The following is a 26,789-nucleotide window of genomic DNA, read 5'->3' as shown; positions in this document are numbered from 1 at the left end:
CCTTCTCGAGTCACCAATGTCCAATACGACGACCTCCTAGTAGCTTTGATGCAGGTTAATATCTACATCCTTTCCCATTTAAACGTTATGTACCTGACCCACTTTGCCTTTTCATCAACAAGTGCTAGAATTAACCTTTTTTTCACACTGTGAGAAACCCTACCAAATCCCATTAGCTCATTCACCGAGATTTGAGAGGCCGCGTCAAGGGCTACAACCAAATAGGGAGCGTGTTCAACTCCTGGTCCAATAGTATATATTGCGTAATCCGCCCCGAACTTGATGCCTGATCTGACTATGAAGCCCTTGTCTCTGAGGTTCTCGTAGACGAAGTTTAGAACGTTAAATCTGGAGACCTTAGTAGAGGCCAAGTCGATTAATTCTTCTACTGAAAGAGGAGTCCTATTACGGACTACCTTTAGCTCTCCTTTCTTCATTAAATATACGGACTCTATTAAGGATAGCTCTAATGGTGATTTAATTTCCCTGGGCTTACTTTCGCCTAGAGGCTTGCCGAAGTAACCCTTATTGTACAGTTGCTTAGCTTCATCGATGTCAAAAACTACTACCCTCTCTCCTAATAGATTTCCAGTACAGGGCAAGTCAGGTCCTCTGTATCGCTATATAGCGCATATCATCTGCAGCACTTTTCATTAAATCTACGGCGTCCTCGAGTCTGTCTGTGATATCCTTCATCAGCATAAGGTATACTAGATCGTCGGCCTTCTTATCGAAAAGTTGCAACTCTAGATCCCTGTACAGTTCATCCACTTCCTCCTCTATTTTGGAAATAGTAATAGCGTTCTCTATCGCGATCTTTACGTTGACGGAAATCATCCTTAGTCCTTCAAGGAAGTGTGTGAGAGAGGCGATGGCCTTCTCTGTTATCCTGGTTAAAAGGCCGTGAAAGGAAGGTCCTATATTGACGTTTCTTGCTATTAACGTCGCAAGCCTGTAAGCAGCCGCGTCGATGTCCTGAGAGGTCTCCTCAATGTAATTTAATAAGTCAATATAAAGGTCCCTCTCCATTAAGCTAGGGCCAACTCTAACTATGTACTCCATGGTCCTGTGTTTGCTTTCCTCTACAGCGTTCTTAACTCCGAATATTTTGCTGTAGCTCTGCATTGCCTTCTGTTGGCCGTCTGGGACCTTTGAGAGCATCTCGTAGAATAAACGAACCTCGTCTAGCAAGAGGTTGGCCGTCCTCTGAATCTGTTCTTCAATGTTCATTTGAGCGATACCTTCACTCATCGAGAGAGGTAAATGAACTCTCGTTTAAAAACTAATTTGCGCCAGGGGGTCTCGGATCTCTTTCACGGCCTTCATGTCTTCCCTGACTTTCCTTTCTTCGACCGGATCTAGTTTACCCATGAGTTCTGCTGCCTTGGCTAGCAACTCCATTTCCTCACTGAGTCCTACAAGGTACAAGTAACCTAATATACCCTTGACTTGTTCTTTAACCTGGCTTTCAGGCATGATGCTGAAATTATGACTTAAAGAGGTCACACTCTTCTTCATCTCTTTTCTCAATCTCCTAGCTGAGGACAATGTCTTCAGTAGACTCTCCGTGTCCTTAAGTGTTACACTCCTTTCAAGCGCCTCAAGAACAGAAGAATGAGCGTCTATAACCTCATCAAGATCGTTCAGAGTGACCTGCAGGCCATCTACATCACCATGTCGGCTATCTATGGAGTCCGTAGAACCTTTCTTAACGCCGGTGTTTTCGCGCTTAGCACTCATTTTGAGGCCCTCACAGTAACAGTACTGTTGTCTTGAAGTCCCTTAGACACCATGTCTGACTCGTTAGCATATATTTCGTAATCTGGAATCGCCTCCTGAACGATAGCTCTGAACTTGGATCTGCTACCTTTTACGGATATTTCTACAGTATCAACTATTTTCAATTCCGATGCTAATTTTGAAGAGATCAGGACGAAGCCCTGTTGAACATCTGGCCGTCTCCTCAACTTAACTCTCTTCTCCTTAACTTCTAGCTTCTTGTCCCCTTTAAGAGCAGAAGCAGGGGGTATGACATTCACTAGGTCCCTCACGTTCATCTTTCGCTCTTCGGGTTCTGACACTAGAGCTCACCCTTCACGGGCATACCTAAACTCTCTAACTTCTCGCCGTTAAATAACTTCTCCAACACTTCCAGCAACGTTGCCTGAGGAACCCTAACTTGGTTCCAGCTATCCCTGTCCCTTATGGTGACCGTACCATCCCTTAATGTGTCCCCATCCACGGTTATGGCAAATGGCACCCCAATCTCATCTATCCTAGCGTACCGCCTACCTATGCTACCTGAGGAGTCGTATAGAACATCGTACTTAGCTCTTAGCATCGAGACTATTCTCTCTGCCTCTCTCACCATATCGTCTCTGCCTAGCAGAGGGAATACTGCAACGTCGTAAGGAACTATATCGATTGGTAGGGACAGAACGACCCTACCCTGGATTTCCCTATATGCCCTCAGCGTGGCCACGTATAGACACCTTTCGACCCCGAAGGAAGGCTCTATTACGTGAGGAACGAACTTCTCACCAGACACTTTCTCCTCCACTTCCTCAACCTTAACAAGGGTACTTAGAGGTGTGTCACCTATCACGACCCCAAGTTTCAACGCCTCCTCTATCTCTTCGGGGCTCTTTCCCTTCAGGAACTCTGTTAAGTTAGCTGCAGTTAACTTGTCTTTCCGAACAGGTAATTGAACCACTTTTTTCACTCTAGTAAGCTTTGGCTCTTCAAAACGTCTGAAAACAGTGAGATCCTCCCCGCTGAACTGCATGTGTCTCGAAAGGTCGTAATCGGTTCTGTAGGCATGTCCTGACAACTCGATCTTCTCGTCTCCTATTACAACTAACTGATCGAAGGTCTGGGAAGAGTAGTGAGCTCTCTCCTGAGGGAGCTTTTCTTCGAAGTAGGAATTCTCACTTCTAATGCCTAGCTTATTAACGAAGTCATTAGCTATCGCCATCCAATACACCATCCATGGACTCTGAACTAGTTTACCAGTCATCAACTCTTCCACACTGAACGAGGAAGGGGGGTCACCTCTTACCTTTGACTCTGCTAGAAGTATGTTTAGCTTCCTTTTACCAATTTTAGAAATGGGAGGGTCTCCAGGCTTCTTAGGGTCGATGAAGAACTCCATTTCCATTATCGTGAACTCTCTCATTCTCAGTAGCCCTTGCCTCGGGGATATTTCGTTCCTCGCCACCCTGCCCACCTGGGCGATCCCTAAGGGGAGCTTCTCTCTGGCACTCATGAAGACTCTCTTGAAAGAGGTGAATATTCCCTGTGCGGTTTCAGGCCTTAGATATCCTGTCTCACCTGTATAAGGACCTATATTCGTGGTGAAGAGGAGGTTGAACGTCCTAGCTTCGCCAAGTTCTCCCCCACATTGAGGACACTTGAGGCCCTTTGACTTTATCAGTTCCGTTAACTGAGAAGTAGTCAGTCCCTCCGCTGAAATATGAAGAGCCCCCTCCACTAAGTGATCTGCCCTGAACACCCTATGACAACTCAAGCACTCGACTACTGGATCAGTGAAGTTCTGTACATGACCACTAGCTTCTAAGACCCTTTTAGGGGTGATGACAGGAGTCTCTATCTCCACCACAAAGTCAGAGTTCTCCTCGACAAAGAGCCGTCTCCACAACCTGATGATCCTGTTCTTAACTTTAACTCCCACGTGGCCCAGATCATAGAGTCCTCCTACTCCACCGTAAATTTCGTATGATGGCCAGAAAAGTCCCCTCCTCTTGGCGAGATCCAGCACCTTATCTACGTTATCCACGGCCATGGAGAAACGCTAGACTTAATAAAAGAACATCGAATTACGCCACTATGGACGAATCGGCGTTGCTTTACGTAAATGAGGGAAGTCGGCTTTTCGCCGGGTCGAGGAGACACACCTCCAAGTTCGCTGTAATGGGAATCCCCATGGACATAACGAGTAGCTACAGACCAGGTAGTAGATTTGCTCCAGGTGCTATTAGGGAGGCTGCACAGTTCATAGAATTCTACTCTATTAGAACTGGGGTTGACGTAAGTGAGTTCGGCTTCGACGACGTAGGCGACGTCATATTGCACCCCTCTGATGTCGAACTCAACTTGAGGAGAATAAGAGATGCTGCAACATATGTCTTGAATAAAGGAAAATTCCTGATTTCCATTGGGGGTGAACACACCATAACGACGGGAATCGTGAGCGCAATGAGTCCCGAAGAAACGTGTGTTCTCTCGTTTGACGCTCATCTAGATCTCAGAGACGAATACATGGGCTATAGATACGACCACGCATGTGTAATGAGGAGAATCTCGGAATTAGGATTCAAGATAATGGAGGTAGGAAACAGGGCCGTAGGTAAAGACGAAATAGAGTATGCCAATACAGCTGGAATACCTTTCATCACCTCTCATCAGGTGAAACTGCTCGGCCCTAGGGAGGTTAGCAGAAAGGTACTAACACACTTCAACGGATGCAGGAACGTCTATGTTTCACTTGACATGGACGCTATAGATCCCGCTTATGCACCAGGAGTGGCAACTCCGGAGCCCGAAGGTCTAGATCCCTCAACTATACTAGACATCATGAACCTCATAGTTGACCAACGAACGGTGGGATTCGACGTAGTAGAAGTGTCTCCGCCATTTGACCACTCAGGGATAACGGCTATTCTAGGGGCCAAGATGATATTTGAGGTCGCTGCAGCTGTAAAATCTAAACTGCCTTAACCGCTTTTACAATCGGCTTTCTTACCATATATATTATTCTATGCCCACAGTATGGACACCTTATTCCAGGAAGTACTTTAAGCTGGGCGTCGTCAAAGGTTTTCCAACACTTACCACATCTGTAGGAAGCCATATAGAGGTGTACTGAACAGACCAAATTAAAGCTTGGGGAGGCCTATTTCAAATCGGACAATTACCAGGTCTATGGACCAAATTTGGGATCGTGAAACAGTGTTAAGTCCTTGGTAAGGTTTGTGGGGATGTTCTAGTCTATGTTTACCCGCGGCGTAACTCATCCACCTCCAATTCCGCCCCGGCCACCCTTAAGGGATCGCAAACCCTCAAGTCCTCGGGGCCGGTGGAGGGGAGCACCACCCTCCACCCTCACCTTCGTCGTCCCCCACCCTCTCGAGAGGTGCCCGTCCTCGGTTCATGGGTAGTCGACTGAAGTCCTCGGGTGGCACTACGTGAACGCAACTCTCGACAAGGACGTTTAGAAGAGATTGAAAGCGTTTGGTTGCGCGAAGGTGCTATAGTCTGTAAAAAGTCCTTAATCCACCCACAACTAGTAACCTCCAACTTCCTGATCACCGTTGGGGAATTCCTAGTCGGTTCAAGACTACGTCTCAGTTAGGTAGTAAGACGATTCAGAAGTGATCTTCCATAAGTGGTGTGGATCCTTCGTTGATCCGTATCCCTAAGAGACTAACTTCGCCTACGCTCATGCATTTCCATCGGACCCTCGATAGAGCTAGAACGCCAATATCGTTTAGGACTTATCTAAACAGTAGATTCCTGTTTTATACGCTCTAACTCTTTGATTTTCCTTTCTAGGATCCTTCTGTACTCAGCTTCTATCTGAGCTACTATATCACTCTTTTTTTCGTCTAGGACCTTCTTGACATAGTCAACGTAATCACCCATTATTACCTCCTCCGCTGAAGCATTCTTCTCATTACCTTAAGTCTTATAAATTCTTCTCTCATTCTATCCTCTAATACAGTTTTAACATACTTTATGGAGGAATCATAAAAGGGCATTATAGAGTTATCCACAGCATTAATCAACCTCTGTGTTCTCCTGAGTTCCATCGATAAGGAACGTATGGTAGACTCCAGTTCTACTAATCGAATTAGCATCTTTAACCCGTCTTTCATCTGATCGTAACTCTCTACGAGGTACGGAGAGGTTTCTATTCCTGAAAAAGTCCGCTGAGGGATGCTCGACTCATTGAGCTTAACTATAGGTATCTTAACTCCGAAAATTGACTTGGTCACTAGACCTACCTCGAGGGTCCTCGGAGTAGAGGAAGTAATCTGCTGAATTGAGTCTAATCCTTCGTCCACTGAGGCGTTTAGAATCCCGTCGTAGCTAACTTTCAATGCCTTCACTACCTCTCCATATACACTCTCATACTCCGCAGCATACGTCCTCAAGTAGAGAAGTAGAACTTCCCTCTTGTTCTCCAATATTCGCCTTATTGTCTTTATGAGCTTCGACTGCCTCCTTAGTGTAATTAAGTTAAGCTTGGTTGGCAAAACCTTCTTAGAACTCATTTCCTTATTCCCTTCATATACTTTTCAATATACTCCTGTCTCACATTTGTTAACTCTCTCTCCGGCAATGTGGAGAGAACCTTCCATCCTATGTCTAACGTTTGTTCAAGCGTCCTATTTTCCGTTACCCCTTGGTTCACGAACTCTCTTTCGAAGGCGTCAGCGAACAGTAAGTATTTTCTGTCAGTTTCGCTGAGGCCCTCCTCCCCCACTATGGCGGCCAACCCTCTTAGTTCTACTCCACGAGCATACGAGGAATAGAGCTGGTTGTAGACATCCTTGTGATCTTCCCTAGTTTTACCTGCCCCTATTCCATCCTTCATGAGTCTAGACAGACTGCTTAGCACGTTAATCGGAGGATATATGCCCTTATTGTAAAGGGCCCTGTCTAAGACTATCTGTCCCTCGGTTATATATCCCGTAAGGTCTGGTATGGGGTGAGTTATGTCGTCATTAGGCATTGAAAGTATTGGCATTTGGGTTATCGAGCCTTTCTTGCCCTTCACTTTCCCTGTCCTCTCATATATAGTCGCCAAGTCGGTGTACATGTAGCCAGGGTAACCTTGCCTGCCTGGAACTTCTTCCTTGGAGGCACTTATCTCCCTAAGCGCCTCACAATAATTTGTCATGTCTATGAGGATAGCGAGGACATGAAGGTCCTGTTCGAAAGCTAGGTATTCGGCCAGGGTTAACGCTGTCTTAGGGGTTAATGTTTTGACAACGGGAGGATCGTTAGCCAGAGTCATGAAAAGGGCGACCCTGTTTATAGCGCCAGTCTCCTCGAAGAACTTCCTGAAGAACAAGGCCTCGTCATACCTTATCCCTATGGCTGCGAAGACTACTACGAAATTCGACTCCTCCCCCTTACAGTCGCTTGCCTAGCTATTTGGGCCGCTAGCTGATTCGCAGGAAGTCCACTACCACTAAATATGGGAAGCTTCTGCCCTCTCAGGAGGGCGTTAAGACCATCGATAGCGGAGATACCAGTCTGAATAAACTCTTCGGGGTACTCCCTAGCAGCTGGGTTAAGTGGTTCGCCATTAACGTTCCTCCTCTCTCCCTTGATTATAGGTGACCCACCGTCAAGAGGTTCGCCTAGGGGATTGAATATACGTCCTAGCATCTCCTCGGAGACTTTGACCTCAAGTCCCCGCCCTAGGAACCTAACCCTAGAGCTACCTGGAGATATTCCACTGGTTCCTTCGAATATCTGTACTACGGCAAGTCCTAGTTGGGAGTCTACTACGATACCCCTTCTCTTCTCTCCATTCCCCAATTCAACCTCAACTATTTCGTTGTAGGCCGCGTCATTAACGCCCTGTACAACCATCAGCGGCCCCTTTATCGAAGAAATGGAACTGAACTCTCTAATCGAGACCTGCACTTTAGCTCACCTCCTTCATTAATTGGTCGAACTGTGTCCTGAGCTTGGCCTCTAGCTCGTCGAACTTCTGTAGCTCGTTATTCTTTATAGAGTACCTAGATCTTATTACGTCGGTTACGGCCGTCACCGTATCCATTATTTTCTTTGCGGAGACACCTTTACCTATAAGCTCAGAGGAGAGCCTATTGTAGACGTATATTAATTTCATCACTCTGACCTGCTTCTGCGGTGAAGAAAAGGCGTCAACTTCGTCGAATGCGTTCTGTTTCAGAAATGCCTCCTTTATCACTCGTGCCACTTCTATAGTCATCTTGTCCCTTTCAGATAGGGATTCTGAACCCACTAGCCTAACTATCTGCTTCAGTTCATCTTCCCTTATGAGCACCCTGACCATGGTGTCACGGTACTCTCTCCACATCGGATCTACGTTTTTACTCCACCAGTCCGCTACTAAATCCACGTAAGCGGAGAATCCCTGTATCCAATTTATGGCAGGATAGTGTCTGGATTGAGCTAAAGAGACGTCTAAAGGCCAGAATACTCTCACAAACCTCAAGGTAATACTAGTCACAGGCTCTGTGAAGTCTCCTCCTGGAGGTGAAACAGCAGATGCAACCGTGACTGAACCACTTCTATCTGGACTACCTATAGTCCTGACCCTCCCCGCTCTCTCATAATACTCGGCCAGTCTAGAGGACAGGTAACTCGGATAGCCCTCCTCAGCCGGCATCTCCTCAAGCCTGCCTCCTAGGTCCCTCAGGGCCTCGGCCCACCTTGAGGTTGAGTCTGCTACTAGTAGAGCGTCATAACCTTGGTCCCTGAAGTACTCCGCCATGGTTAGTCCTACGTATATGCTGGCCTCCCTCGCGGCCACGGGCATGTTACTCGTATTGGCGATAAGGATGGTTCTCTCCATCAAAGGTTTGCCTGTCCATGGGTCCTTCAGTTTAGGATAAGAAGTCAGGGTGTCTGTCATCTCGTTACCTCTCTCCCCGCATCCTATGTAGATCACAACTTTCGCCTCACTCCATTTGGAAAGTCCTTGCAGAGTGACCGTCTTGCCACTCCCAAACGGCCCAGGGATCGCAGCTGTTCCTCCCTTAGCTATGGGGAATATAGTATCTAAGACTCTGGTACCCGTTATGAGTGGTTCGCTAGGATCCAGTTTCTCCTTAAAAGGTCTTGGTATCCTAGCGGGCCACCTCTGCATCATTGTGACAACTCTTTCTTCCCCTTGAGACTCAATAGTCATTATTGGCTCGTCTATTGTGTAGTCCCCTTCCGGCCTGATCTCTTTCACTATCCCATGAACATCTGGCGGAACCATGATCTTATGTTCTATTAAGGAAGTTTCCATCACTGAGCCAATAACGTCACCTCCCTCAACCTTCTCGCGATTCAAGTTCTTTGACGGAACGAAGTGCCACTTCTTCTCCCTAGGTAGATTTGGAACCTTAACTCCTCTCTTAACGAATGGAACCTTAACCTCTTGAAGAATCTCGTCGAGGGGCCTCTCTAATCCGTCAAATATTCTGCCCATGATCCCAGGTCCTAACTCCACTGATAGGGGAGAGCCAGTCCTGTATACGTTCTCTCCCGGCCTTATACCACCTGTGTCCTCGTAAACCTGAATGAAAGCACGGTCACCCTCTATCCTAGTTATCTCACCTATTAGTCTGTCCTCTCCTACCTCGACGACCTCGTACATCTGAGCCTTTCTCATTCCCTCGGCGACAACTAAAGGCCCGTTTACTCTCACGATCTTCCCAGTTTCCATGTCATTCACCCTCGAAGAGTATTTGAGCCAGTTTCTCCTTATTGGTCTCGAAGACTTGCTTAGCAAAGAGGTCTATTGAGAAGTCCTTCATCATTGATATCTCGGGGTAGTAGAGTTGAATGCCACCTATAATCTTGTCGCTAGTCCTTATTTTTATGTTCTTAAAACCCCCTATTGCCTTCCTAACCTTCTCTACGTCTCTCGGAGAACATACCACTTCCACTCCTTCAGTTATCTCCCGTTTTATAATGGCAATTAAAGCTTCCTCGTATTCCTTACTTGCGAAGTAGCTCCCCAAAGCTTCCTGAAGCTTGGAGTAGGCCTTGTCTAACCAGTAGTTTCTTTCATCTATCAAAGCTCTCTTATTTTCGACGTCTAATCTAGCCTTCTCCCCTTCTATTCTTTCCTTAGAACTCTCCGTCAACTCTCTAATTTTAGATGTGGAGTGATCTAAGGACTTAAGATAGGATTGCTCTACCAATTTCAACGCTTCCTCTTTGGCTCGAGAGAGTTCCTGTTCAACCCTCCTCTTGACTTTCGAGGTCGACTGGTCAAGCAGTTTCTCTAAGTCCACACCATCACCCGAACCCTAAAGCCTTAAATATTATCTTCTTCACGTCAAGTGGGGTTCCTTGACTGAAGGGTGTAGGGATCACTGTAACCACTGGCTTGGAGAGGTTCAACAAAAGAGAATCTACGGATTCCCTGACAGGTTCATAGAGGTCGCGTGACACCAAAACTAGGTCAACGTCTTCCCTTCTTCTTATACTGTTAAGTGTTTCGAGTAGTTTGTAGGGATCCTCAAGTACCATATCTTCGGCTCCAAGTACCGCAAATGCTGAAGTGGTGTACCTATCTCCAACAACAACGACCTTTCCCATTAGGCTTCAGGTCTGCGGTGAAGAATTAAGCTTTTTTATACGTAGGGCTGAGTCCGTGTGACTCGTATTGATATTCCCTGAGGACATGGTTAGAGTAGGAATATTCGCCGAAAGGGAGTCCCTCAACCAAGTTGTGAGTAGAATTCTAAGGTTCGGAATGTTTCAACCAGAGGAGCCAGCTTCTGGAATAAGTGACGTGAGGATGGATGAGGCTAGGAGAGTGCTGAGCTACATTCAAGAGCACATCAACAAAGTGGGGCTAATAATGGAAGTAGCTGGTCTTGACAAGTTGACGGAGGGACGGATGAAGGTAACTGACTGGTTTGAGGCCGCAGAGGAAGTAAACAAACAGGCGAGCGAGCTTGAGAACAAGTTTTCCGAGGCATTTGAAGAGCTAGGGCAGGTCAGGGGAGAGCTAGAAATAGTTAAGGGAAAATTGAAGGAGCTCGAACCCTTCAAGGAAATCAACATATCAATGTCTCAAATTTATCAATCACAATTATTTGAAATGGCATTTGGGATAGCCAACGAGACACAGTTGGCTAAACTCAAGGAGTACGATTGGATTGCTACCAACGCCGTGGCATTAGGTAAGGACTGGTACGCAGTTCTATTAGTGTCAGAGAAAGGTACTGAACTTAGCAAGGTTGTGAAAGAGGTGGGACTGAGACGTCTAGAGTCCCTTGAGGGGCTTCAAGGATCGCCATCCGCAGCTTACTCGGAGCTGTCTAAGCAGGCTGAGGAGTTGGAGAGAAGGGCCCAAGAATTGAAGCGGAGATTCGGAGAGAGAGTTAGGAAGGAAGAATTAGAAATACGTGCAGTACTCGGTAGGCTTTGGACTGTTAGGGACGCAATGACGATGATATCGAAGGCGAGAGTCTCAGAGTTCTTCCTTCAGTTCGAAGGATTTACCCCAGAAAAACTTGTGAAGAAGTTACAAAAGGAACTTCAGGGTATAGCAACTGTAACGTGGGACAGGCCGAGACGGTATGGAGAAAAGGAAGAGCCACCAACCTATGTGCCGCTCGGAAAGGCAGCTAGAGTCTTCGAGTCCCTGACGGAGATATACGGAACTCCGTCCTATTGGGAGATATCGCCTACGGTGTTCCTAATAGTCTCCTTTCCCATTCTCTTTGCCCTAATGTTTCCAGATTTGGGAAATGCCATAGTGATCTTCCTTTTTGCACTATGGTTCAGAAAATATGGTATCAGGAGGAACAGTAGGACGATTAAGGACATATCACTAGTATTGCTCTACTCGAGTGTAGGCGCAATGATAACTGGACTTATTGCTCGCGGCTTCTTCGGGCCCCTCCCTGTAGGGGGGACACGAGAGCTGGGAATTCCTGGCGGTCAACCAGGACCTTTACCTTGGCCCATACCCACCTCGGTTTACACGGCGCCAGGTTCAATAGTGAGTGTCCTTCTTCCGTTCGGAGAGTATGTGAACATCTCTCAGACCGTGCCCAACGCTATACTTCTCTCGATATTGATAGGGGCGATCGCACTCTTCGTGAGCGCCCTCTTAGGACTGATTAACGCCATTAAGAAGAGGGATTTGGAATACATAAAATACGATAAACTTCCAGTGTTTCTGCTCTACCTTGTTCCCATCATAATTTTCGCCTATGGCACTACAGACCCCAGCAACTACTTTGGAGCAGTGATTCAAGTGCTCACAGGTGTCTTAAATGGCCTAGAGCACCTCTTCACTCCTCAATTGAACACTCCAGCTAATGTTCTGGGGTATATACTCATCTTTTGGGTGGGCCTTACATTGCTCTATAACTGGATAGCCAAGATTCTCCTATTGAGAAGACATGAAGGGGGATCGATCGGATATGCGGTTGGGCTAGGTTTTGTAGAAGGGGGTTTTGAAGCCGGGTTGCTCTTATTCTCGAACACGGTATCGTTTATTCGAATATTGGTCTTCGCGCTAGCCCACTACTACATCCTTTACGCCTTTTCCTACATGGCCTACTTAGTGGCTAGGACCCCAAACGTACTAAGTATACTTGCGAATCCTTTAGCAGTAGTAATATTGATAATAGGAAACCTGTTGGCCATAGCGCTGGAGGGACTGATCGTCTTCATCCAAGACCTTAGACTTCACTTCTACGAGATGTTCAGTAAGTTCTACGAAGGAAGAGGAAGGAGCTTCTCCCCGGTGTCCACTTACGTTAATCTAGAAACTACCTAAGCAAGGGCGGTCTTACTGCCTCAATTTTCCTTCTAGCGTCCTTTAATTTTTCTTCTACCTCCTTTTCAAAGTCGTCGGGCAACTTCTTGAACAACGTTCTTACCTCACCGATCTTATGTCCTGGTTTAATTGTAAGCTTTCCAGCTGAGTCCCAAACGTCGTCTTCAACCTTTCCTAAGTTCAGCATGGAATAAAGATAGTTCATGTGAGTAGGCATGACCGGGTAAAGCAATATGCCTAGAGTCCTTATGGAATTTACAGCTATAGTGAGAACTGTTCCAGCTTCTTCCATTCTGCCCTTTGCTATAGCATCCCATGGTGAGGCTCTGTTTAGGTATTGGTTACCTTCCCTAGCTAGTTGAAGGGTAGATTCTAATGCTCCCTTCAGCTTTGCATCGTCATACTTCTTAGACACTTCCACCACCACCTCTTCCATGAATGCGCGAAAGTTAAGGTCGTTCTGAGAGGGATTAGAGATCTGGGGGACAACTGAATTGAAGCTCCTTTTTATCATGGAAAGAACCCTGTTAATATAGTTCCCTAAATCGTTGTTGAGTTCGGTGTTGATTATGCGTATTGCCTCCTTCCAAGCGAAGTTCATGTCCCTCTCCTCAGGCCTCAGTCTAATCAAGAGATACCTCCAATACTCAACATCCATGATCTCCAAGGCCTCGTCAATCCAGATTCCAACTTTCCTGCTTTTACTGAACTTCTGCCCTTCGTAGAGGAGGTATTCCGAGGCCGCTATCATGTACGGAAGAGAATATCCTTTCTTAGAGGCCAACAACATTGCCGGAAGGATCACGGCATGGAAGGGTATATTGTCTTTACCCATGAAATAATAACTTCTCACATCCTGGCCTTTCCAGAAGTTGAGCCACTCTTCCTTCTTTCCTTTCCTCTCAAAGAATTCCACAGTAGCTGACAGATATCCTAAGAGGGCTTCGAACCACACGTAAATAGTCTTACCCTCAGCTCCTGGAAATGGAGCTGGAATTCCCCACGAGTTATCGCGGGTGAGGCTCCTAGGCCTCAGACCTTCAGTTACCCAACTCATCGCTACCGCCTCAACGTTCTTTGGGAACTTGGCCCGTTCTAACCAACTCTTCAAATCCTCCTCTAATCTTTCGAGATTGAAGAACCAATGCACTGTTCTCTTCCAAACTGGCTTCGACGAGCAAATACTACATCTAGGATCCTTGAGCAGTTCAGGACTAAGGAGTCTACCACAGTTGTCGCACTGGTCTCCCCGAGCATCCTCGAAGCCACAGTAAGGGCAAGTACCCTTTACGAACCTATCAGGGAGATATATTCTGTCCACTTCACAGTAAGGGATTTCTTCCTCCTTGACTTCTAGGTAGTCCCTCAGTCCCATCAGAAAATCTGAGACGAACCTCTTATGAACAGGAGATTCGGTCCTAGAATAGTTATCGAAACTGAGCTCCCATCCATCGAATAACTTAACGTCGTAGTCGTGAGCTTGATCCGTTAACTCCCTAGGACTTGTTTTCCTTCGTATAGCCTCAACCTCAATGGGTGTTCCATGTTCATCGCTCCCACTGACGAAAACCACGTTTTCCTTTCCATAACGCAACCTGGCATATCTGGCGAACACGTCAGCAGAAAGGTGAGACCCAACTAAGTTACCCAGGTGAGGAACAGCGTTTACATATGGCCACGCTGAGGCTACTAGGACTTTCATCTCAATGAGTCCCCCTCTCTGCTTATTAAAAGTCTCGGAGAAAATATAGGCCTGAATTGACCTCCACCTCGCTCGACTCGAAGTTCCCTTTCCTCAATGACTGGAAGAGAGTCTTGGCAGAGCTAGGAATATCAGTTCATGATCTCCTTACAGGTGACCTAGGGAAAGAAGCGAGACATAGAGCAGGTGGAGAAAACTTTGGGCGTCACACCGAATCCTATAACCTCAAGGTCTTCTTGGCATTAACCGCATTTTTGGCTGCATCCGATGACGAGTCGCTGAGGCAAGAGACGACAGTAAAGGAAGCTTCGTTTTTCACCTCTTTAATAAAGTCGCCGGAAGAGGTTGTAAAACTACTTGAGAAGTTTGGGCTGAGAGCGAGTATATCGCAAGAAAAGAGGAATGGAGCAGTATTCGTAGTATTTCGAGTAGATTTAATACAGTACCTACATGCATCAGCCAGATTTAGAGATGAATCACTCGCTCTACGGAACTTCAACGTAGAGGCCGGAGTTGTAAAGCTAACAGATGCTGATATAAAAAAATTAATTTTCTATCTTATTAAAGAAAAGATAGAGAAAATAGTCGAAGAAATGAGGGGAGAATTGGAGGGATTTAGAATAACAAGCAGTAAGGAAGATGCCTTCCCTCCATGCATGGTAGAGTTAAGCAACAAAGAGTTAAACGAAGCTCAGACCACAATACTAGCCGTGTTTCTGACGAATGTAGGGAGGTACCAAGAAGCTGAAAGGCTCTTGGAAAGATGGCCTGAGCTTCAAGACAGGATGAGAAAAGCCAAATTCATTCCTTTCTCATGTAGGAGGATGGCTGAACTTGGACTATGTGTTAGCGACTGTGGGACTGAGAACCCACTGCAGTATTACTTCGAGCCAAAAAAGAGGAAATCATCTCCAAATCGCCCTTCAATAGTTCCGGATTCTCCTTGAGCCAAAGGAGTCCACCTACCGCATCCACCACCCTTCCCTTAAGGTTTAGCTTTCCCACACTATCCTTCCAGTTCTTCACAGCCTTTGTAACGACCAATACGTAAAGCTCCCCAGTATTCCTTAGGTGTATTTTTCCCCAATAATCTTTGGCCTTATATTCGGCTTCCTTGGCAAATGGTTCCTTTCCTGGACGCTCCGAGACGGGAATCCAAGGCGAGACCTCTGCGCCAATAGACTTTAAAACTGAGGATATTGCCTCTTCCATGCTCTACCTGATCGCCTTATAGCCGATAAAAATTCTTTGTATTACAGTGATCGCGGATAGGAGTGTGAAAACATAGAAAATATAAATGGCAACAGTTTTCTGAAATGATCCTACTATTAATATAAGGAAAATGAATAATAGTCTGTCTCCCCTCTCAATTATTCCCCTCCCTCTCATAACTTGACCTAACGCCTCGGCTTTTGCTCTAACATAGGAAGTTATGAGTGCTGAGCCTATGGTTATCGACACCGCAAGTGGCGGATAACCTAACACGAGGAAGCCTAAGAGATACACAAGATCTTCGATCCTATCCAAATTGGAATCTATGAAAGCTCCCGCTGGTCCGCTTGTTCCCCTCATTCTGGCCACTTCTCCGTCAAAGGCGTCCATGAGAGCGGAGGACACTAAAAAAGCAACTGCAATCAAATAAAAGTTAAAATATAACAGTACTAAATATAAAAACGAGAATACAAGGCCCAGCAACGTCACTTGGTTTGCAGTTAATCCTAGTTTCACTAGAGTTTTAGCAACAGGTGAAACCAGTCTTTTGGTGGCTTCCCTAAGGTTTTCAAACATCTGAATCGTTTAGGGTGGGTTGGACTAAAAACTACCCCTGTGGTAACACTCTCATTTGGTAGCTCACTTTATTCTCATGACGATCGAAATCGTGAACTTAGTCTAGACCACAAGCCTAATCCCCGTTATAGATCGTTCAGAAATTCACAATGCTGTTATGAGAGGATTAGCACCTTGTCCCTCACTTCTACAACTTCGAGACGGAGTAGATGTGAAGTGGAACCTCGTAGAAAATCTTCTACTAGAAACCCGAAAATACTTCTATAATAGTGAAGGATTCGAGCTCCCACACAAATTTGTGCCCATCTAGTGTAGGAAAACCTGTAATAGGGCATTTTACTAACCGCACCTGAATCACCGATCTTCCTCCTTACTCTGGGAAGTTTCTGAAGTGGTTCACCAGTTCCTTCAGCAACTCTAGAGTTGCATCCCCATTAGAGTATTTAAGGAGAATCAGAAACCTCTTTCTACAACATATAGCAGATACTTAGCCATAAGTCCTCTGGGTCTCCTTGAGTCGGAGTGAACAAGGATTAATAGAGAAGTCCCGTAGTGTCCTCTAAATAGAGGAAAACAGAACATCTACCTTCTAAGGTGGAGCATCAATATCTCCAACTGCTTCTCCGCAGAAAGATGAAGTTCCAAATGTAACCGCTGGGCCTCCTGACAACCCTCGCAAGGATAAACTATCCATCCTCCCTCGAAACCAACTTTTCCATACGATGCTCTCCCCTTAACTTTGGGGAGATATACCATCGATTCGTATATTTCTTGGTCGAAGACAGGAAAAGCAGCGTAGGTCATCATTTTCAAGTATCTAACGCGGAGTCTCTTCAAATAAGAGGGACTCAGAAGAACGGAATATTGCGTATAGAAATCATCGAACTCTCCAACCTTGATCATCTGAATTATGTCTTCACTGTCAACATATACTGCAGCGTTTCTATAGTCCGCGAAAATGTCGCTCATTTCAGACCAAGAGGAGAATTTGGTTCCAACTATCCAACTTAGCATTTTACAGGTCCGCCTCGAAAGGTAAAACCTGAGAGCCAAACACCTCGGGTTCGAACAAGGTTCGGGTCGTAAATTAGAGAACGCCGCCCGAATAAGAAAAGGCTAAGTTTATATCCTAGATTTAATTGATTTAATTTGACGACCATTCTCTCATCCACAATTACCATTTCTTCCCCTTAGCTAAGATCTCTAAAACGGTTTGAGTGAATTGTGTCAAATGTGGAAACCTCCATAGCTTTTGATCGACTATGTTTCCCAAAGGTTAAAAGCTGTCGGCAGTGATTTTACGATAGATGATGAGGTGACGGTTTCCCGCAAAGGTGAGGAGCGTTTCCCAAACCTGACTATCCGGAAACAAAGTTTCGTCTTGCTAAATTTTTAAAAACTGGCCTCTCGAATCTACTACATGGCCTCAAGCATCAGGACACTTTTAGGGACAGTATTAGGAGCGATGTTGACGCTTTACGCTTTAGTGGGACTTTTAGGGGTATACTCGACGGTATACGTCGTGCCATACTTAACCCCGCGCTCACACCTCAGTCCGATGATATATGCACACATGGCCCTGGGAGGTGCGTCTGCGGTGGGATCATTACTCTTCGCTGCACTGTCCTCAGCGATAGGTGATAGGAAGCTCCTTGCAGCTTCTATTCTAAATCTTGGTGCTGTAGGGGCTGCTGGGATTGGGGGGATATTCTTCTTAATTGAAAGGTTATCGTTTCAACAGTTCAGTCTCCAGTTAACCTTCGTAATGTTGGCAGGCTTCGTCACAGCAGTTGCCACAATCATCTATTCGCTCGTTCATTTCGCCTTGAGGTTCCGGGTTCGGCAACTGGCATTTCCGTTGTCGCTTGGAGTCTTCCTATTAATCTTAATAGTAGGAATATTAGGAATCTCCGTGTTTCCAATTCAAAGCTCGCTTGAGGGTATCCTCCCCTCCTTTTCATCCACGTGGTTCTAGGAGCCTTAGCCTTCTTTACCTCGCTGGGACTAATGTTCGTCTCGACGTCACTCAACAAGATCTTTTCCGCCCTATCAGTGGTTAGCTTCTTTGGGGTCAGTGTGGCAGCCCTAGGAGGGATGCTTTATGCGGCATTGGCCGTTCCTATGTGGCCTCTAATGCTGTCCGGTTTTGTAATTTCAATGACAACCGCACTCGTATTGGTAGTGAATACATGGAATTTAAGGTGAGTTGACAAGCACGTCTGACTGGGAGAAGACTCTACATGGAGAAAAATTGGTAAAGTTTTATTAAATAGGTTAATGAGCGGGTAGTATGTCTAAGGGACTTTCCTCTTTCGTCATAATCGCGATAGTAGTCGTAGTAGTCCTGGCAGCAGTTGGTGGGGCCTTGATTGTCTCACACATGCATGGAAGCGGCACAATTCCTTCCCCGAAGCCGCAAAACACCACTAACTCTAACACAACGGCAAAAAACGTCAGTTCGCCATCCTCTAACTTGACAATCTCCGTGCCTGGCACTCCCTTGCCCTACTCCAAGGCTACGAATACCGTGTATATTACTCTGATAGCAGAAGATATCTCCCAACCATTCAATCTAAACGGTACAAGCGATGGTAAAATGGTAATATATGTCCCGACGGGGGCCAATCTTAACATCACGTTCGTAAACGAGCAATCTCTACCTCATAACCTGAACCTAGTGATGAACAACACTCCTATACCTAATAGTGCTGACATAGGTCTAAACGGCAAAATATTATTTCAGCTGGGGACCAATATGAGTAGCTATCAATACTCTGGTATAATGAACGGTCAGTCTGTAAATGGAGTATACAAGGATATACAGGCCGGATACTATTGGCTCTGCTGTGGAATAGATACTCACGCTGAAAGTGGAATGTGGATAGTCGTAGTGGCGTCTTCCAACGTTTCTGCTCCATACGTGATTGTAAATTAAAAGCTTCATAGATTCTGGGGTACCATGATCACACGATTTAAGAATTCTATAATTTTATAGAACGTTCTATACAGAATATGCTTCAGAAACGATTACACGATATTTTGATTTCACATATAAGATAATTACTATAAAATATTTTTATGTAAATAGTGAAAGAGGCTTCGAGGAGATAGAGCTACACACTTAGAACTGTGGGAACAGAGGTCGAGGGGAACGACCTTACGCGAACCTTCCGTGTGGTTCGTAAGGAGGTTAGGGGAACTTCCGCGGCTGACGTGTGTGTCTTCGTGAATGGCCTAGAAGCCTTCATAATCTAAATAAGTGAATAAGTGAGGTACACCTTAGTTGAACTAAATAGTTCAATCCGTATTCCACTCCGCCTTGACGTCTAACTTTTCGGAAAACTAGGCTATCATATATAGTCTATATAGTTTACTGCTTCTCTATAAGGTATCTATTTAACCGGCGTATCTTCAGCTCTCTCGAGAACGAGATGGAGCAGAACGGAGGAAAGCAGGGAAGAAGTCCGTTTGAAGGGGCCGACTCATTAAAACTATCGTTCAATCACTTGAAAATATGGTACACAGCCGGAATGGGTTTCTTTACCGACGCATATGATCTGTTCAATATAACTGCAATATTAATCATTTTTGGAGCATATAGTATTCCAGGTTTTATAATTGAGCATAACACATTTGTAACAGGTGCCCTAGCCTCTTCATCAATCATTTCTGCTGTCATAGGGCAACTGATCTTTGGCTTCCTAGGAGACAGAGTGGGAAGGAAAGCAGTATATGGTGTTGAGGCCTCCCTGATGGTACTTGGTGCTGTCCTATCGGCGTTATCTCCTAACATTTACTATCTAATTGCCTTCAGGTCAATAATGGGCTTAGGAATCGGAGGAGATTATCCAATTTCAGCAACAATAATGTCAGAATATTCAAATACTAAAGATAGAGGTAAGTTAATAGCCCTGGTTTTCGCGAATCAAGGGCTAGGAACTCTAGCTGCGATAGCAGTAGGAGTTGGCTCTGTGATAGCTTTTCCAGCTTCTATAGCTTGGAGAGTAATAGCAGGAGTAGGTGCGATCCCCGCGGCCACCGTAATATATTTGAGGAGGAAGACTCCAGAAACTCCTAGATATGCTCTACTCGTGAAAGGGGATGCTGAAGAGGCTAAAAAGGCCGCTACAGTGTTAGGAACTCAGCTTCAGAGTAGTGCAGTTAGAGCGCGAAAAGTTTCCCTGACGGAATTTCTATCAAAGTACGGATTCCTTCTTGTGGGAACGGCCTCCACTTGGTTCATATTGGACATGGCACTGTATGGCACCGGAGCGTATAGTGGAGTAATCGTTTCCTCAATACTGGGTACGGCCTCCACTCTAGAGAAAGCCATTCTGTATGCTGGAATTCCCTACATAATTGGGTTCTTCGGTTACTTTACGGCAGTGGCTGCAATGGATAGATTGGGCAGGAAAGTTATACAGACCCAAGGATTCTTAATGATGGCCATACTCTACGCAGCGGTGGTCTCGCTGGCATTAACAAGTGGCTCGAAGATAACGGGGTTTTTAGTTCCTTCTTGGGCGGCTATGCTAATCTACGGACTTTCCTACTTCTTCATTGACTTTGGACCTAACACTACTACGTTTGTGATCCCAGCAGAGGTGTTTCCAGTTAGATATAGAACTACGGGTCACGGGATATCTGCGGCAGCTGGGAAGTTGGGAGCTGCTATAACCACATTCATTTTCCCAGAACTATTACTGTCTATAGGAGTAAAGGGGATCCTGGAGATGCTAGCCATAGTCAGCGTGATTGGAGCGATCTTAACGGTTATATTGGTAAAGGAGCCAAAACTGAAAAACTTGGAGGAAGCTTCAAAAGAGGAGTTGGAGATAGCTACACGTTCCTGAGCTATTAAGACTTAGGTTTAAGAAAGGAATCCTGACTCTTCTTACCGCCCTGGATGGAACCTAACCCTAGAATTTCCCTTATTAATTTAGTACAAGCACTCGTGAGCTAAAACTCGAAAGTGTTCTAATAACTCTAAGAAGTATATATCTGGAGGTTTCCCCACTTACGCGTAGTCCACGTAAGTGGGATCGTACTCTTCTCGAATAATTGAGAAGAAGGTAGCCGTTTTCTCACGAGATCGATAAGCCCAAGAGAACTAAGAGAATATATACCGAACATCGCAAAATTGTCTCGAAGGGCTTGGGGTCTTAATCTTCCTAGACTTCAAGTCCGAATACATCTATCATAATTCGTTTTTCCTCTTCTACTACGTCACTAGAGGAGGCGTAACGTTCAAGGAGCTCATTGTTCAATTCGAGGAAAGTGTGTCCCCACTTAACCAAGGTGAGAATTTCTAGTGCCTGCTCTCTTTCCCCTAATATAAATAAAGCGGCCGCAGTTGCTTCCAAAGAAGAGAGCTTGTAGGGCTTGGCATAATTAACCGGATTTCCAGCTAACAGGATCGGAAGTCTCCTCGAGCTCGAGAAAAACTTTGAGAAGAACCCCGAATCGCTCTTATTCCACGACGAATCTATGACAGTAATTGTGTCAAACGAGGATCTGTCTTGTGGCCCTAGGACAAAATTGGAGATCGGATTCAACACCAGCCCTCTAGGTCTAAGTGTTCTTTCTGCCCTACCCATTCTGATCATTCGTTTTCCTGTACACTTCTTAGGATCGTCCTGCGCCAAGTCCAAAACGAGTATCCTCATCAATTACGAACTCACATTTGAACAATGTTCCTCTCTGCACCTAAAAATAACTTATTGAGGATCTGAGGGAAACATTGAATATGGACGAGTGACAACTGCCTCAGCGAAACATGGACGTCATTCACCCAAGTTCGAGAATAGCCGACCTTGTAGGCCTCCTCTATGTCCTTATCAATACCTTTAGGGGAAAGACGGATCTTTATCAACTGGAGAAAGAGATGGAAGTGGATCTCGACGATCTTATGCCAATAGTGTACTCTGCGGATTCGCTAGGCTTCATAACAATAGGAGAGGGGGACATAGTTGTGACAGACAAGGGGCTCGAGTTCGTAAGAGCTGGTCTCAAGCATAGAAAAGAAATAATAAGGAACTCTATAGTAAAGGTGGAACCGTTCGCCACCGCAGTTAGTCTAGGGGCCTTTACGTTGGAGGCCCTCATAGAGGAGCTTAGAAGAAAAGGAGTGAAAGTTTTCGACACTCCCTCAGGTATGTATGACCTAGAGGTCACCCTCACAGAGTGGGGGGTGTACTCGGGGCTCCTGAGGAAAGAGGAGAATGTATACAAGGTTACTTTGTAAATCTCTTTATAGTCTCATCAAGTTTTTCTAGTCCTATGAACTACACCTGCCATTCGTCACATCTTTGATCTAAGTAGGAACAGTGCCAAGATTGTTTTAGCATCGTTAAGGAGGCCTCTATTGAGCATACCGTAGAGTTCATTAATGTTCAATTTATTTACCTCTATAAGCTCATGTTTTTCTGGCTTGGATTCCCCCACTCTTAACCGTCTTGCCAAAAAGACGTACATTAACTCGTCACTAACCCCCGGCGACGGATAGAAGGCGATAAGTTGTTGAAGTTCTTCCGCATTGTAGCCGGTTTCCTCCTTGAGCTCCCTGATAGCTGTCTGCACTGGAGACTCTCCTTCCTCTACAGTTCCAGCTGGAAACTCGTAAAGCCACTTTCCTACCACTGGTCTATACTGCCTTATAACCACTACCTCCTCAGAGCTCAGCATCGGCACCACTACGGCAGATCCCCGGTGGTGGATGAACTCTATCTCCGTCTCATCTCCATTTGGTAGAGACTTCCTCTCGACAAGCACTTCGAATTTACGACCCTTGAACACTCGCACTCATGCTCCCTCTCTATGGCTCTGTGTCAACACCTTTCGATAAATATTCTCCCAGTCTAATTTCGCGATAGCTAAGCCGATCACAACGAATGCTATTGTACCTATGAGGCCTAAGTCTAAGTAAGATAGCCCAAACCCCCTTAGCAAGCCTTCGGCTACTCTCAATCCCTCCAGCTCCACCGTGACTTCTGCTCCAGTCTTAATCAGTTTCCCGAGAGAAGATACGGCCAGCATACTACCTACCTTAGCGTCGGAGGCCCCACCTACAATGAAGACATAGTCATCTAAGGGGAGAAAGGGAATTATGGATAAAACGAATAGAGTCACATAAAACGACTTCTTATTAACAAATTTGGAGATAAATCTAATATTTTTACTTTTGGTTAGAGGTCTTTTAAGGGCAACCCCTAAGACATACATCACTAATTTTGATGTAGAGGCTGCTAGCGCCGCCGCCGTTACGAATAAAACGAAGTTTAACGGGTTAACTCCTGCTTCAGCTAACAGGGTGGCCGTAACCAATGTGTATGGAGCCCCGAAGAATGGGGTAGCATTGGACAGGAAAGACACTAGGAACGTCGTCAATAGGTAAATGATGAGGCCCACGGTATTAGAGGGTCTCCTCTCTTAAAAAGGGTAGAAGGGTAAAATAATATACGATGCAGGTAGCAGTTCGCACTAATTTCCCACAGGACGAGAAGGTAATAGCAATCAACGTGGATGGAAAACCAGTATACGACTTCTCTCCAAACTTAATCCCTAGAGGAGACAGGATCACGCCGATTTCACTCGCCGGCATCATGCCCACCCGTGGAGAACATACTTTAGAAATCCTAACCGAAGGTGGGAAGTACGTCAAATTTCCCTTCAAACTCTAATACAGAATTTTTCATTCTCACACTAACCTCATGCTGTCTAATATGGAGGGTGTGAATATTCTTGTTCCAGTTAGCCCCATTTCCCTCTTCCGTTGCTCGAGTAAGTGAGCGAATGAAGCTATAGCAGAGGGCTCACCGTGATTTAACACTATGTTCTTGGGACGAGGTGAGATATTTTCCATGAACCTCTTCAGCTGATTTCTGTCAGAGTGTCCAGAGAAACCCTCCACTGCGTTCACTTCCATTTGGACCTTTATGTTCTGCACGCGTCCGTCTCTATCCACCAGCTGAACCTCCTTTGCACCATCTCTTAACTTCCTGCCCAGCGTTCCCTCAGCCTGATAGCTCACGAATATTAATGTGTTTCTGGAATCTGAGGCCATGTCCTTGAAGAACTCGAGTGAAGAACCTCCGTTGAGCATTCCAGAGGTAGCCAGAATAATGGAAGGATCTCCCTTTGCTACGTCCTCCCTATATCCCTCGATCCGACGGAAGAACTCTGAAGTAAAAGGGTTCTCGTCCTTATAAAGTATTTGATCTCTGACTTCCCTACTTAGAAGCTCTGGATAGGCGTTATGTATTGCAGTCACCTCATCAACTAGACCAGAAACGTAAACTGGCACCTGTGGAATTAGCTTGTTCTTTATCGCGTTGTTTACGATCAGCATTATTTCCTGTCCTCTTCCCACTGCGAGCACTGGAATTAGGACCTTCCCATTTCTGTTGATAGTTCTGGTTATTAGTTCAATCAACTGTAGCTCTGACTCCTCCCTAGTAGGCTGTGACTGGGCCCCATATGTAGTCTCGCTAATTAACGTATCCACTCTTGGGAACTGATCCGTTGCTCGGTCAAGGAGCCTAGTTCTGGCGTACTTGTAATCTCCGGTGTAAACTAGGTTGTGTATACCGTCTCCTATGTGAAGGTGAGCCATAGCGGAACCAACTATGTGTCCAGCATTGTAGAAAGTGAGCCTCACATCAGGGGCTATGTCGGTGACTTCCTCGTAGTCGAGAGTTATGGTGTGGAGAAGCTCCTTCCTTACTTCTTTAGCTGAGTATGGGAGGGGCCTGCCCTCTTTCGAGGCCACGTCCAACAAGTCGAGCTGGAGTAGGGCCATTATGTCCCTAGTAGGGGGAGTGGCGTAAACTGGACCCTCGTAACCGTACTTAAAGAGAAAAGGAATCATGCCAGAGTGATCTAAGTGGGCGTGGGTAACCACAACCGCGTCCACGTCCTCTAGGTTCAACTGTTCAATGTCCAACTTAGGGTACATCCTCTCGCCGAAGGAGACGCTGGGATTTACGCCTGTATCCAAGAGGATTTTGCTCTCTTGCGTCTCCACTAGGACCGCTGAGCGTCCCACCTCACTGAAGCCACCTAGGGCAGTAACCCTGACGTACCTGTCCTTAAAGATCAGTTCGCGGTGTATCCTCTCGCCGAAATTTCTTAACGTCTTCATCCTATATTCATTCTCATTAACTATGTGGACCATGATATTATCCAACATTCTAGATTTTATTGGGGGTTCCCTTACAATGACCGGCCTCCACTTCGTCTCCATGAATATCTTCTGCTGAATCTGCCCACCCTTACCTATCACTAGTCCAGGCTTCTTGGCCTTTATAATAACTTCGCCCATCACGTCGTCGAACTTTATGTCTACAATCTCCGCCTCGGGTGTTACCATATTCTTTATTATCTCACTAGTTTCCTTTTGATCACGTCTAACAGAGGGATCGGCCTTTACCACCACTCTCTTCTTTATCTCCTTGGCCACTTTCCTAATAGCGTCCATCTTGTCGGCCACGGCCTCTGGATTCTTAACGTAAACAGCTATGGCAGGCCCCTCAAACTCTATTCTGGAGATTTGGGCCTCCTTTGGGAGACCCTCCATTAGGGAAGCTATTATGTTCATCCTTAGGTTACTCACTGCCAATTATTCTCACCATCTCCTAGTCGTTAGAAGTAGAACGACTTCGAAGAGTGGTAGTAGCTTTATTATATTTAAGTCTTCTATTCTAAGCCGTGCAGTCCCGAGAACACGTAATAGACCTACCACGGAGAATATACGTCGGCACGGGACTGATTGAGAGAATTGGAGAGTTCGTGAGGTCCTTGGGACTGCGTGCTCCTTACCTCTTAGTTACAGGGCCCACCGTTAGGACCATGGTAGTCGAGGCAATACTGAACAGGACTGAAGGAAAGGTGGAGGTCTTGGAGACCTACAGGGGAGACATGGAAGAGGTGGAGGAGGCCGAGTCGGTAGTGAGATCGAAGGGAACAATGACCGTATTGGGCGTCGGAGGTGGAAGAAGCATAGACATAGCTAAGTACGTGAGCTTCAGAACCAACTCCGACTTCGTAAGCGTGCCTACTGCTCCTTCTCACGACGGTGTCACTTCCCCGTTTGCCTCACTCAAAGGACTAGGCAGAGTAGTCTCGGTTAAGGCGAAGGAGCCCTCTCTAATAGTGGCCGACCTCCGAGTACTATCCCAAGCCCCCCGGAGACTGATAAACGCAGGAATAGGGGACACCGTGGGAAAGTTGATAGCAGTAAGGGACTGGAAACTCGCCTCCAAATTGAGGGGAGAATACTACGGGGACTATACCGCGTCCCTAGCTCTAATGTCAGCAAAACACGCATTGAGTTGCGCTACGTTAATAGAGAGGGACAAGTTTGAGGGGGTGAGGAGTCTAGTGGAGGCGCTAATAAGTAGCGGCGTAGCCATGGGGTTGGCTGGAAGTACAAGGCCAGCCAGCGGTTCAGAACACCTCTTCGCTCACGCCGTCGATTTAATTTACCCCAATCACGCTCTGCACGGGGAACTGGTAGCGCTAGGTACAATAATGATGGCTTACCTTCACGGAATAAACTGGAAAAGATTAAGAAAGATATTAAGCGGGGCGGGGATACCAACTAGGGCCAGAGACGTGGGGATACCTGACGACATAGTTGTCAAGGCCCTAACCATTTCTCATACCATAAGAACTGAGAGGTACACCATATTGGGCGACAGGGGCTTGACGTGGGAGGCCGCAGAGAGGTTGGCCACCGAGACTGGAGTTATTTCCTAGATCTTCTTC

At 46.0% G+C, this 26,789-nt stretch carries 28 protein-coding genes and 1 pseudogene; 10 read left to right on the top strand and 19 right to left on the bottom strand.

Going from position 1 to position 26,789, the window contains the following annotated elements:
- Positions 1–62: 62 nt before the first annotated feature.
- The 5 genes from endA to HS1genome_RS00905 are packed head-to-tail and all read right to left on the bottom strand — an operon-like array spanning position 63 to position 3,796.
- Positions 63–602, bottom strand: a complete 540-nt coding sequence (gene endA, locus HS1genome_RS00925; RefSeq protein ID WP_126449113.1) for a tRNA-intron lyase — start codon at positions 600–602, stop codon at positions 63–65.
- 1 nt (position 603) lies between these two features.
- Positions 604–1,251: a DUF47 domain-containing protein gene (locus HS1genome_RS00920; protein WP_126449112.1), complete on the bottom strand. Its 648-nt coding sequence runs from the start codon at positions 1,249–1,251 to the stop codon at positions 604–606.
- Between the two features lie 24 nt (positions 1,252–1,275).
- Positions 1,276–1,740 carry a hypothetical protein gene (locus HS1genome_RS00915; protein ID WP_126449111.1) on the bottom strand — a complete coding sequence of 155 codons (465 nt, stop codon included), beginning with the start codon at positions 1,738–1,740 and terminating at the stop codon, positions 1,276–1,278.
- The gene (locus HS1genome_RS00910) at positions 1,737–2,057 is read right to left on the bottom strand and encodes a hypothetical protein (protein WP_126451248.1); all 321 of its coding nucleotides are present in this window, start codon (positions 2,055–2,057) and stop codon (positions 1,737–1,739) included. The genes HS1genome_RS00915 and HS1genome_RS00910 overlap by 4 nt, the downstream gene beginning before the upstream one ends.
- 23 nt (positions 2,058–2,080) lie before the next feature.
- The gene (locus HS1genome_RS00905) at positions 2,081–3,796 is read right to left on the bottom strand and encodes a glycine--tRNA ligase (RefSeq protein ID WP_229768223.1); all 1,716 of its coding nucleotides are present in this window, start codon (positions 3,794–3,796) and stop codon (positions 2,081–2,083) included.
- A 50-nt stretch (positions 3,797–3,846) separates the two neighbouring features.
- On the opposite strand from HS1genome_RS00905, the gene speB reads away from it, so the two are divergent.
- A complete protein-coding gene (gene speB, locus HS1genome_RS00900) occupies positions 3,847–4,737 on the top strand; it encodes an agmatinase (protein WP_126449109.1) in 891 nt (296 codons plus the stop codon).
- Here the strand turns inward: speB and HS1genome_RS00895 are convergent.
- The 7 genes and pseudogenes from HS1genome_RS00895 to HS1genome_RS00865 all read right to left on the bottom strand — a co-directional run bounded on the left by HS1genome_RS00895 (position 4,724) and on the right by HS1genome_RS00865 (position 10,335).
- Positions 4,724–4,870, bottom strand: a complete 147-nt coding sequence (locus tag HS1genome_RS00895; protein ID WP_126449108.1) for a DNA-directed RNA polymerase subunit P — start codon at positions 4,868–4,870, stop codon at positions 4,724–4,726. The two genes, speB and HS1genome_RS00895, sit on opposite strands and share 14 nt — an antisense overlap.
- A gap of 647 nt (positions 4,871–5,517) precedes the next feature.
- A complete protein-coding gene (locus tag HS1genome_RS00890) occupies positions 5,518–5,661 on the bottom strand; it encodes a hypothetical protein (RefSeq protein WP_126449107.1) in 144 nt (47 codons plus the stop codon).
- Between the two features lie 2 nt (positions 5,662–5,663).
- Positions 5,664–6,293, bottom strand: a complete 630-nt coding sequence (locus tag HS1genome_RS00885) for a V-type ATP synthase subunit D (protein WP_126449106.1) — start codon at positions 6,291–6,293, stop codon at positions 5,664–5,666.
- Positions 6,290–7,623, bottom strand: a pseudogene (locus HS1genome_RS00880) (V-type ATP synthase subunit B). Before HS1genome_RS00880 ends, HS1genome_RS00885 begins: the two are co-directional and overlap by 4 nt.
- Before the next feature lie 55 nt (positions 7,624–7,678).
- Positions 7,679–9,454, bottom strand: a complete 1,776-nt coding sequence (locus HS1genome_RS00875) for an ATP synthase subunit A (protein ID WP_126449105.1) — start codon at positions 9,452–9,454, stop codon at positions 7,679–7,681.
- A 1-nt stretch (position 9,455) separates the two neighbouring features.
- Positions 9,456–10,028 (bottom strand): V-type ATP synthase subunit E, encoded by a 573-nt coding sequence (locus HS1genome_RS00870; RefSeq protein WP_126449104.1) that lies wholly within the window; start codon positions 10,026–10,028, stop codon positions 9,456–9,458.
- A 4-nt stretch (positions 10,029–10,032) separates the two neighbouring features.
- Positions 10,033–10,335, bottom strand: coding sequence for a V-type ATP synthase subunit F (locus tag HS1genome_RS00865; protein ID WP_126449103.1), 303 nt, complete (start codon positions 10,333–10,335; stop codon positions 10,033–10,035).
- A 67-nt stretch (positions 10,336–10,402) separates the two neighbouring features.
- Here HS1genome_RS00865 and HS1genome_RS00860 point away from each other — a divergent pair, with 67 nt between their 5' ends.
- Positions 10,403–12,535: a V-type ATP synthase subunit I gene (locus HS1genome_RS00860; RefSeq protein WP_126449102.1), complete on the top strand. Its 2,133-nt coding sequence runs from the start codon at positions 10,403–10,405 to the stop codon at positions 12,533–12,535.
- On the opposite strand, the gene metG is transcribed toward HS1genome_RS00860, so the two are convergent.
- Positions 12,528–14,237, bottom strand: a complete 1,710-nt coding sequence (gene metG / locus HS1genome_RS00855) for a methionine--tRNA ligase (protein ID WP_126449101.1) — start codon at positions 14,235–14,237, stop codon at positions 12,528–12,530. The genes HS1genome_RS00860 and metG overlap by 8 nt on opposite strands.
- Before the next feature lie 113 nt (positions 14,238–14,350).
- On the opposite strand from metG, the gene HS1genome_RS00850 reads away from it, so the two are divergent.
- Positions 14,351–15,184, top strand: a complete 834-nt coding sequence (locus HS1genome_RS00850; protein ID WP_126449100.1) for a hypothetical protein — start codon at positions 14,351–14,353, stop codon at positions 15,182–15,184.
- A gap of 268 nt (positions 15,185–15,452) precedes the next feature.
- Here the strand turns inward: HS1genome_RS00850 and pgsA are convergent, their stop codons facing one another.
- Both pgsA and HS1genome_RS00835 read right to left on the bottom strand, forming a co-directional pair.
- On the bottom strand, positions 15,453–16,025 hold the full coding sequence (gene pgsA, locus HS1genome_RS00840) for an archaetidylinositol phosphate synthase (RefSeq protein WP_126449098.1): 573 nt from the start codon (positions 16,023–16,025) through the stop codon (positions 15,453–15,455).
- 582 nt (positions 16,026–16,607) lie between these two features.
- Positions 16,608–17,039 carry a hypothetical protein gene (locus HS1genome_RS00835; protein ID WP_126449097.1) on the bottom strand — a complete coding sequence of 144 codons (432 nt, stop codon included), beginning with the start codon at positions 17,037–17,039 and terminating at the stop codon, positions 16,608–16,610.
- A 406-nt stretch (positions 17,040–17,445) separates the two neighbouring features.
- Here HS1genome_RS00835 and HS1genome_RS00830 point away from each other — a divergent pair, with 406 nt between their 5' ends.
- From HS1genome_RS00830 to HS1genome_RS00815, 4 genes are all read left to right on the top strand, one after another.
- Entirely contained in the window at positions 17,446–18,000 is a 555-nt protein-coding gene (locus HS1genome_RS00830) for a hypothetical protein (protein ID WP_126449096.1), read from the top strand.
- Positions 17,991–18,230: a hypothetical protein gene (locus tag HS1genome_RS00825; RefSeq protein WP_126449095.1), complete on the top strand. Its 240-nt coding sequence runs from the start codon at positions 17,991–17,993 to the stop codon at positions 18,228–18,230. The genes HS1genome_RS00830 and HS1genome_RS00825 overlap by 10 nt, the downstream gene beginning before the upstream one ends.
- A gap of 85 nt (positions 18,231–18,315) precedes the next feature.
- A complete protein-coding gene (locus HS1genome_RS00820; protein ID WP_126449094.1) occupies positions 18,316–18,960 on the top strand; it encodes a sulfocyanin in 645 nt (214 codons plus the stop codon).
- Positions 18,961–19,456: 496 nt separating this feature from the next.
- Positions 19,457–20,878, top strand: coding sequence for an MFS transporter (locus HS1genome_RS00815; protein ID WP_126449093.1), 1,422 nt, complete (start codon positions 19,457–19,459; stop codon positions 20,876–20,878).
- 318 nt (positions 20,879–21,196) lie between these two features.
- Here HS1genome_RS00815 and HS1genome_RS00810 read toward each other — a convergent pair whose 3' ends face one another.
- Positions 21,197–21,691, bottom strand: coding sequence for a DUF367 family protein (locus tag HS1genome_RS00810; RefSeq protein ID WP_126449092.1), 495 nt, complete (start codon positions 21,689–21,691; stop codon positions 21,197–21,199).
- A 110-nt stretch (positions 21,692–21,801) separates the two neighbouring features.
- On the opposite strand from HS1genome_RS00810, the gene HS1genome_RS00805 reads away from it, so the two are divergent.
- A complete protein-coding gene (locus HS1genome_RS00805) occupies positions 21,802–22,269 on the top strand; it encodes an AAA-associated domain-containing protein (RefSeq protein WP_126449091.1) in 468 nt (155 codons plus the stop codon).
- A 56-nt stretch (positions 22,270–22,325) separates the two neighbouring features.
- Here HS1genome_RS00805 and HS1genome_RS00800 read toward each other — a convergent pair whose 3' ends face one another.
- Together HS1genome_RS00800 and HS1genome_RS00795 are read right to left on the bottom strand one after the other, a co-directional pair.
- Positions 22,326–22,826, bottom strand: a complete 501-nt coding sequence (locus HS1genome_RS00800; protein WP_126449090.1) for an NUDIX hydrolase — start codon at positions 22,824–22,826, stop codon at positions 22,326–22,328.
- Positions 22,827–23,432 carry a hypothetical protein gene (locus tag HS1genome_RS00795; protein WP_126449089.1) on the bottom strand — a complete coding sequence of 202 codons (606 nt, stop codon included), beginning with the start codon at positions 23,430–23,432 and terminating at the stop codon, positions 22,827–22,829.
- A 53-nt stretch (positions 23,433–23,485) separates the two neighbouring features.
- On the opposite strand from HS1genome_RS00795, the gene HS1genome_RS00790 reads away from it, so the two are divergent.
- Positions 23,486–23,704, top strand: coding sequence for a hypothetical protein (locus HS1genome_RS00790; RefSeq protein WP_126449088.1), 219 nt, complete (start codon positions 23,486–23,488; stop codon positions 23,702–23,704).
- A 17-nt stretch (positions 23,705–23,721) separates the two neighbouring features.
- Here the strand turns inward: HS1genome_RS00790 and HS1genome_RS00785 are convergent, their stop codons facing one another.
- Entirely contained in the window at positions 23,722–25,620 is a 1,899-nt protein-coding gene (locus HS1genome_RS00785; RefSeq protein WP_126451247.1) for a beta-CASP ribonuclease aCPSF1, read from the bottom strand.
- 110 nt (positions 25,621–25,730) lie between these two features.
- Between HS1genome_RS00785 and HS1genome_RS00780 the strand changes: the two genes are divergently transcribed.
- A complete protein-coding gene (locus HS1genome_RS00780) occupies positions 25,731–26,780 on the top strand; it encodes an NAD(P)-dependent glycerol-1-phosphate dehydrogenase (RefSeq protein WP_126449087.1) in 1,050 nt (349 codons plus the stop codon).
- Positions 26,781–26,789: the final 9 nt, after the last annotated feature.

Origin of the sequence: Sulfodiicoccus acidiphilus, assembly GCF_003967175.1 — an archaeon.
Taxonomy (GTDB): Archaea; Thermoproteota; Thermoprotei_A; order Sulfolobales; family Sulfolobaceae; genus Sulfodiicoccus; species Sulfodiicoccus acidiphilus.
The sequence above is the reverse complement of the archived record's forward strand: the minus strand, read 5'-3'. Positions and strand labels throughout refer to the sequence as shown.

Coding starts and splice junctions, on each gene's coding strand:
- HS1genome_RS00785 (WP_126451247.1), bottom strand. CDS start 25,620: ATGAACATAATAGCTTCCCTAATGGAGGGTCTCCCAAAGGAGGCCCAA.
- HS1genome_RS00920 (WP_126449112.1), bottom strand. CDS start 1,251: ATGAGTGAAGGTATCGCTCAAATGAACATTGAAGAACAGATTCAGAGG.
- pgsA (WP_126449098.1), bottom strand. CDS start 16,025: ATGTTTGAAAACCTTAGGGAAGCCACCAAAAGACTGGTTTCACCTGTT.
- HS1genome_RS00915 (WP_126449111.1), bottom strand. CDS start 1,740: ATGAGTGCTAAGCGCGAAAACACCGGCGTTAAGAAAGGTTCTACGGAC.
- HS1genome_RS00810 (WP_126449092.1), bottom strand. CDS start 21,691: ATGAGGATACTCGTTTTGGACTTGGCGCAGGACGATCCTAAGAAGTGT.
- HS1genome_RS00910 (WP_126451248.1), bottom strand. CDS start 2,057: ATGAACGTGAGGGACCTAGTGAATGTCATACCCCCTGCTTCTGCTCTT.
- HS1genome_RS00815 (WP_126449093.1), top strand. CDS start 19,457: ATGGAGCAGAACGGAGGAAAGCAGGGAAGAAGTCCGTTTGAAGGGGCC.
- HS1genome_RS00830 (WP_126449096.1), top strand. CDS start 17,446: ATGGCCTCAAGCATCAGGACACTTTTAGGGACAGTATTAGGAGCGATG.
- HS1genome_RS00885 (WP_126449106.1), bottom strand. CDS start 6,293: ATGAGTTCTAAGAAGGTTTTGCCAACCAAGCTTAACTTAATTACACTA.
- metG (WP_126449101.1), bottom strand. CDS start 14,237: ATGAAAGTCCTAGTAGCCTCAGCGTGGCCATATGTAAACGCTGTTCCT.
- HS1genome_RS00865 (WP_126449103.1), bottom strand. CDS start 10,335: ATGGGAAAGGTCGTTGTTGTTGGAGATAGGTACACCACTTCAGCATTT.
- HS1genome_RS00890 (WP_126449107.1), bottom strand. CDS start 5,661: ATGGGTGATTACGTTGACTATGTCAAGAAGGTCCTAGACGAAAAAAAG.
- HS1genome_RS00790 (WP_126449088.1), top strand. CDS start 23,486: ATGCAGGTAGCAGTTCGCACTAATTTCCCACAGGACGAGAAGGTAATA.
- HS1genome_RS00895 (WP_126449108.1), bottom strand. CDS start 4,870: ATGGCTTCCTACAGATGTGGTAAGTGTTGGAAAACCTTTGACGACGCC.
- speB (WP_126449109.1), top strand. CDS start 3,847: ATGGACGAATCGGCGTTGCTTTACGTAAATGAGGGAAGTCGGCTTTTC.
- HS1genome_RS00835 (WP_126449097.1), bottom strand. CDS start 17,039: ATGCTAAGTTGGATAGTTGGAACCAAATTCTCCTCTTGGTCTGAAATG.
- HS1genome_RS00805 (WP_126449091.1), top strand. CDS start 21,802: ATGGACGTCATTCACCCAAGTTCGAGAATAGCCGACCTTGTAGGCCTC.
- HS1genome_RS00820 (WP_126449094.1), top strand. CDS start 18,316: ATGTCTAAGGGACTTTCCTCTTTCGTCATAATCGCGATAGTAGTCGTA.
- HS1genome_RS00875 (WP_126449105.1), bottom strand. CDS start 9,454: ATGGAAACTGGGAAGATCGTGAGAGTAAACGGGCCTTTAGTTGTCGCC.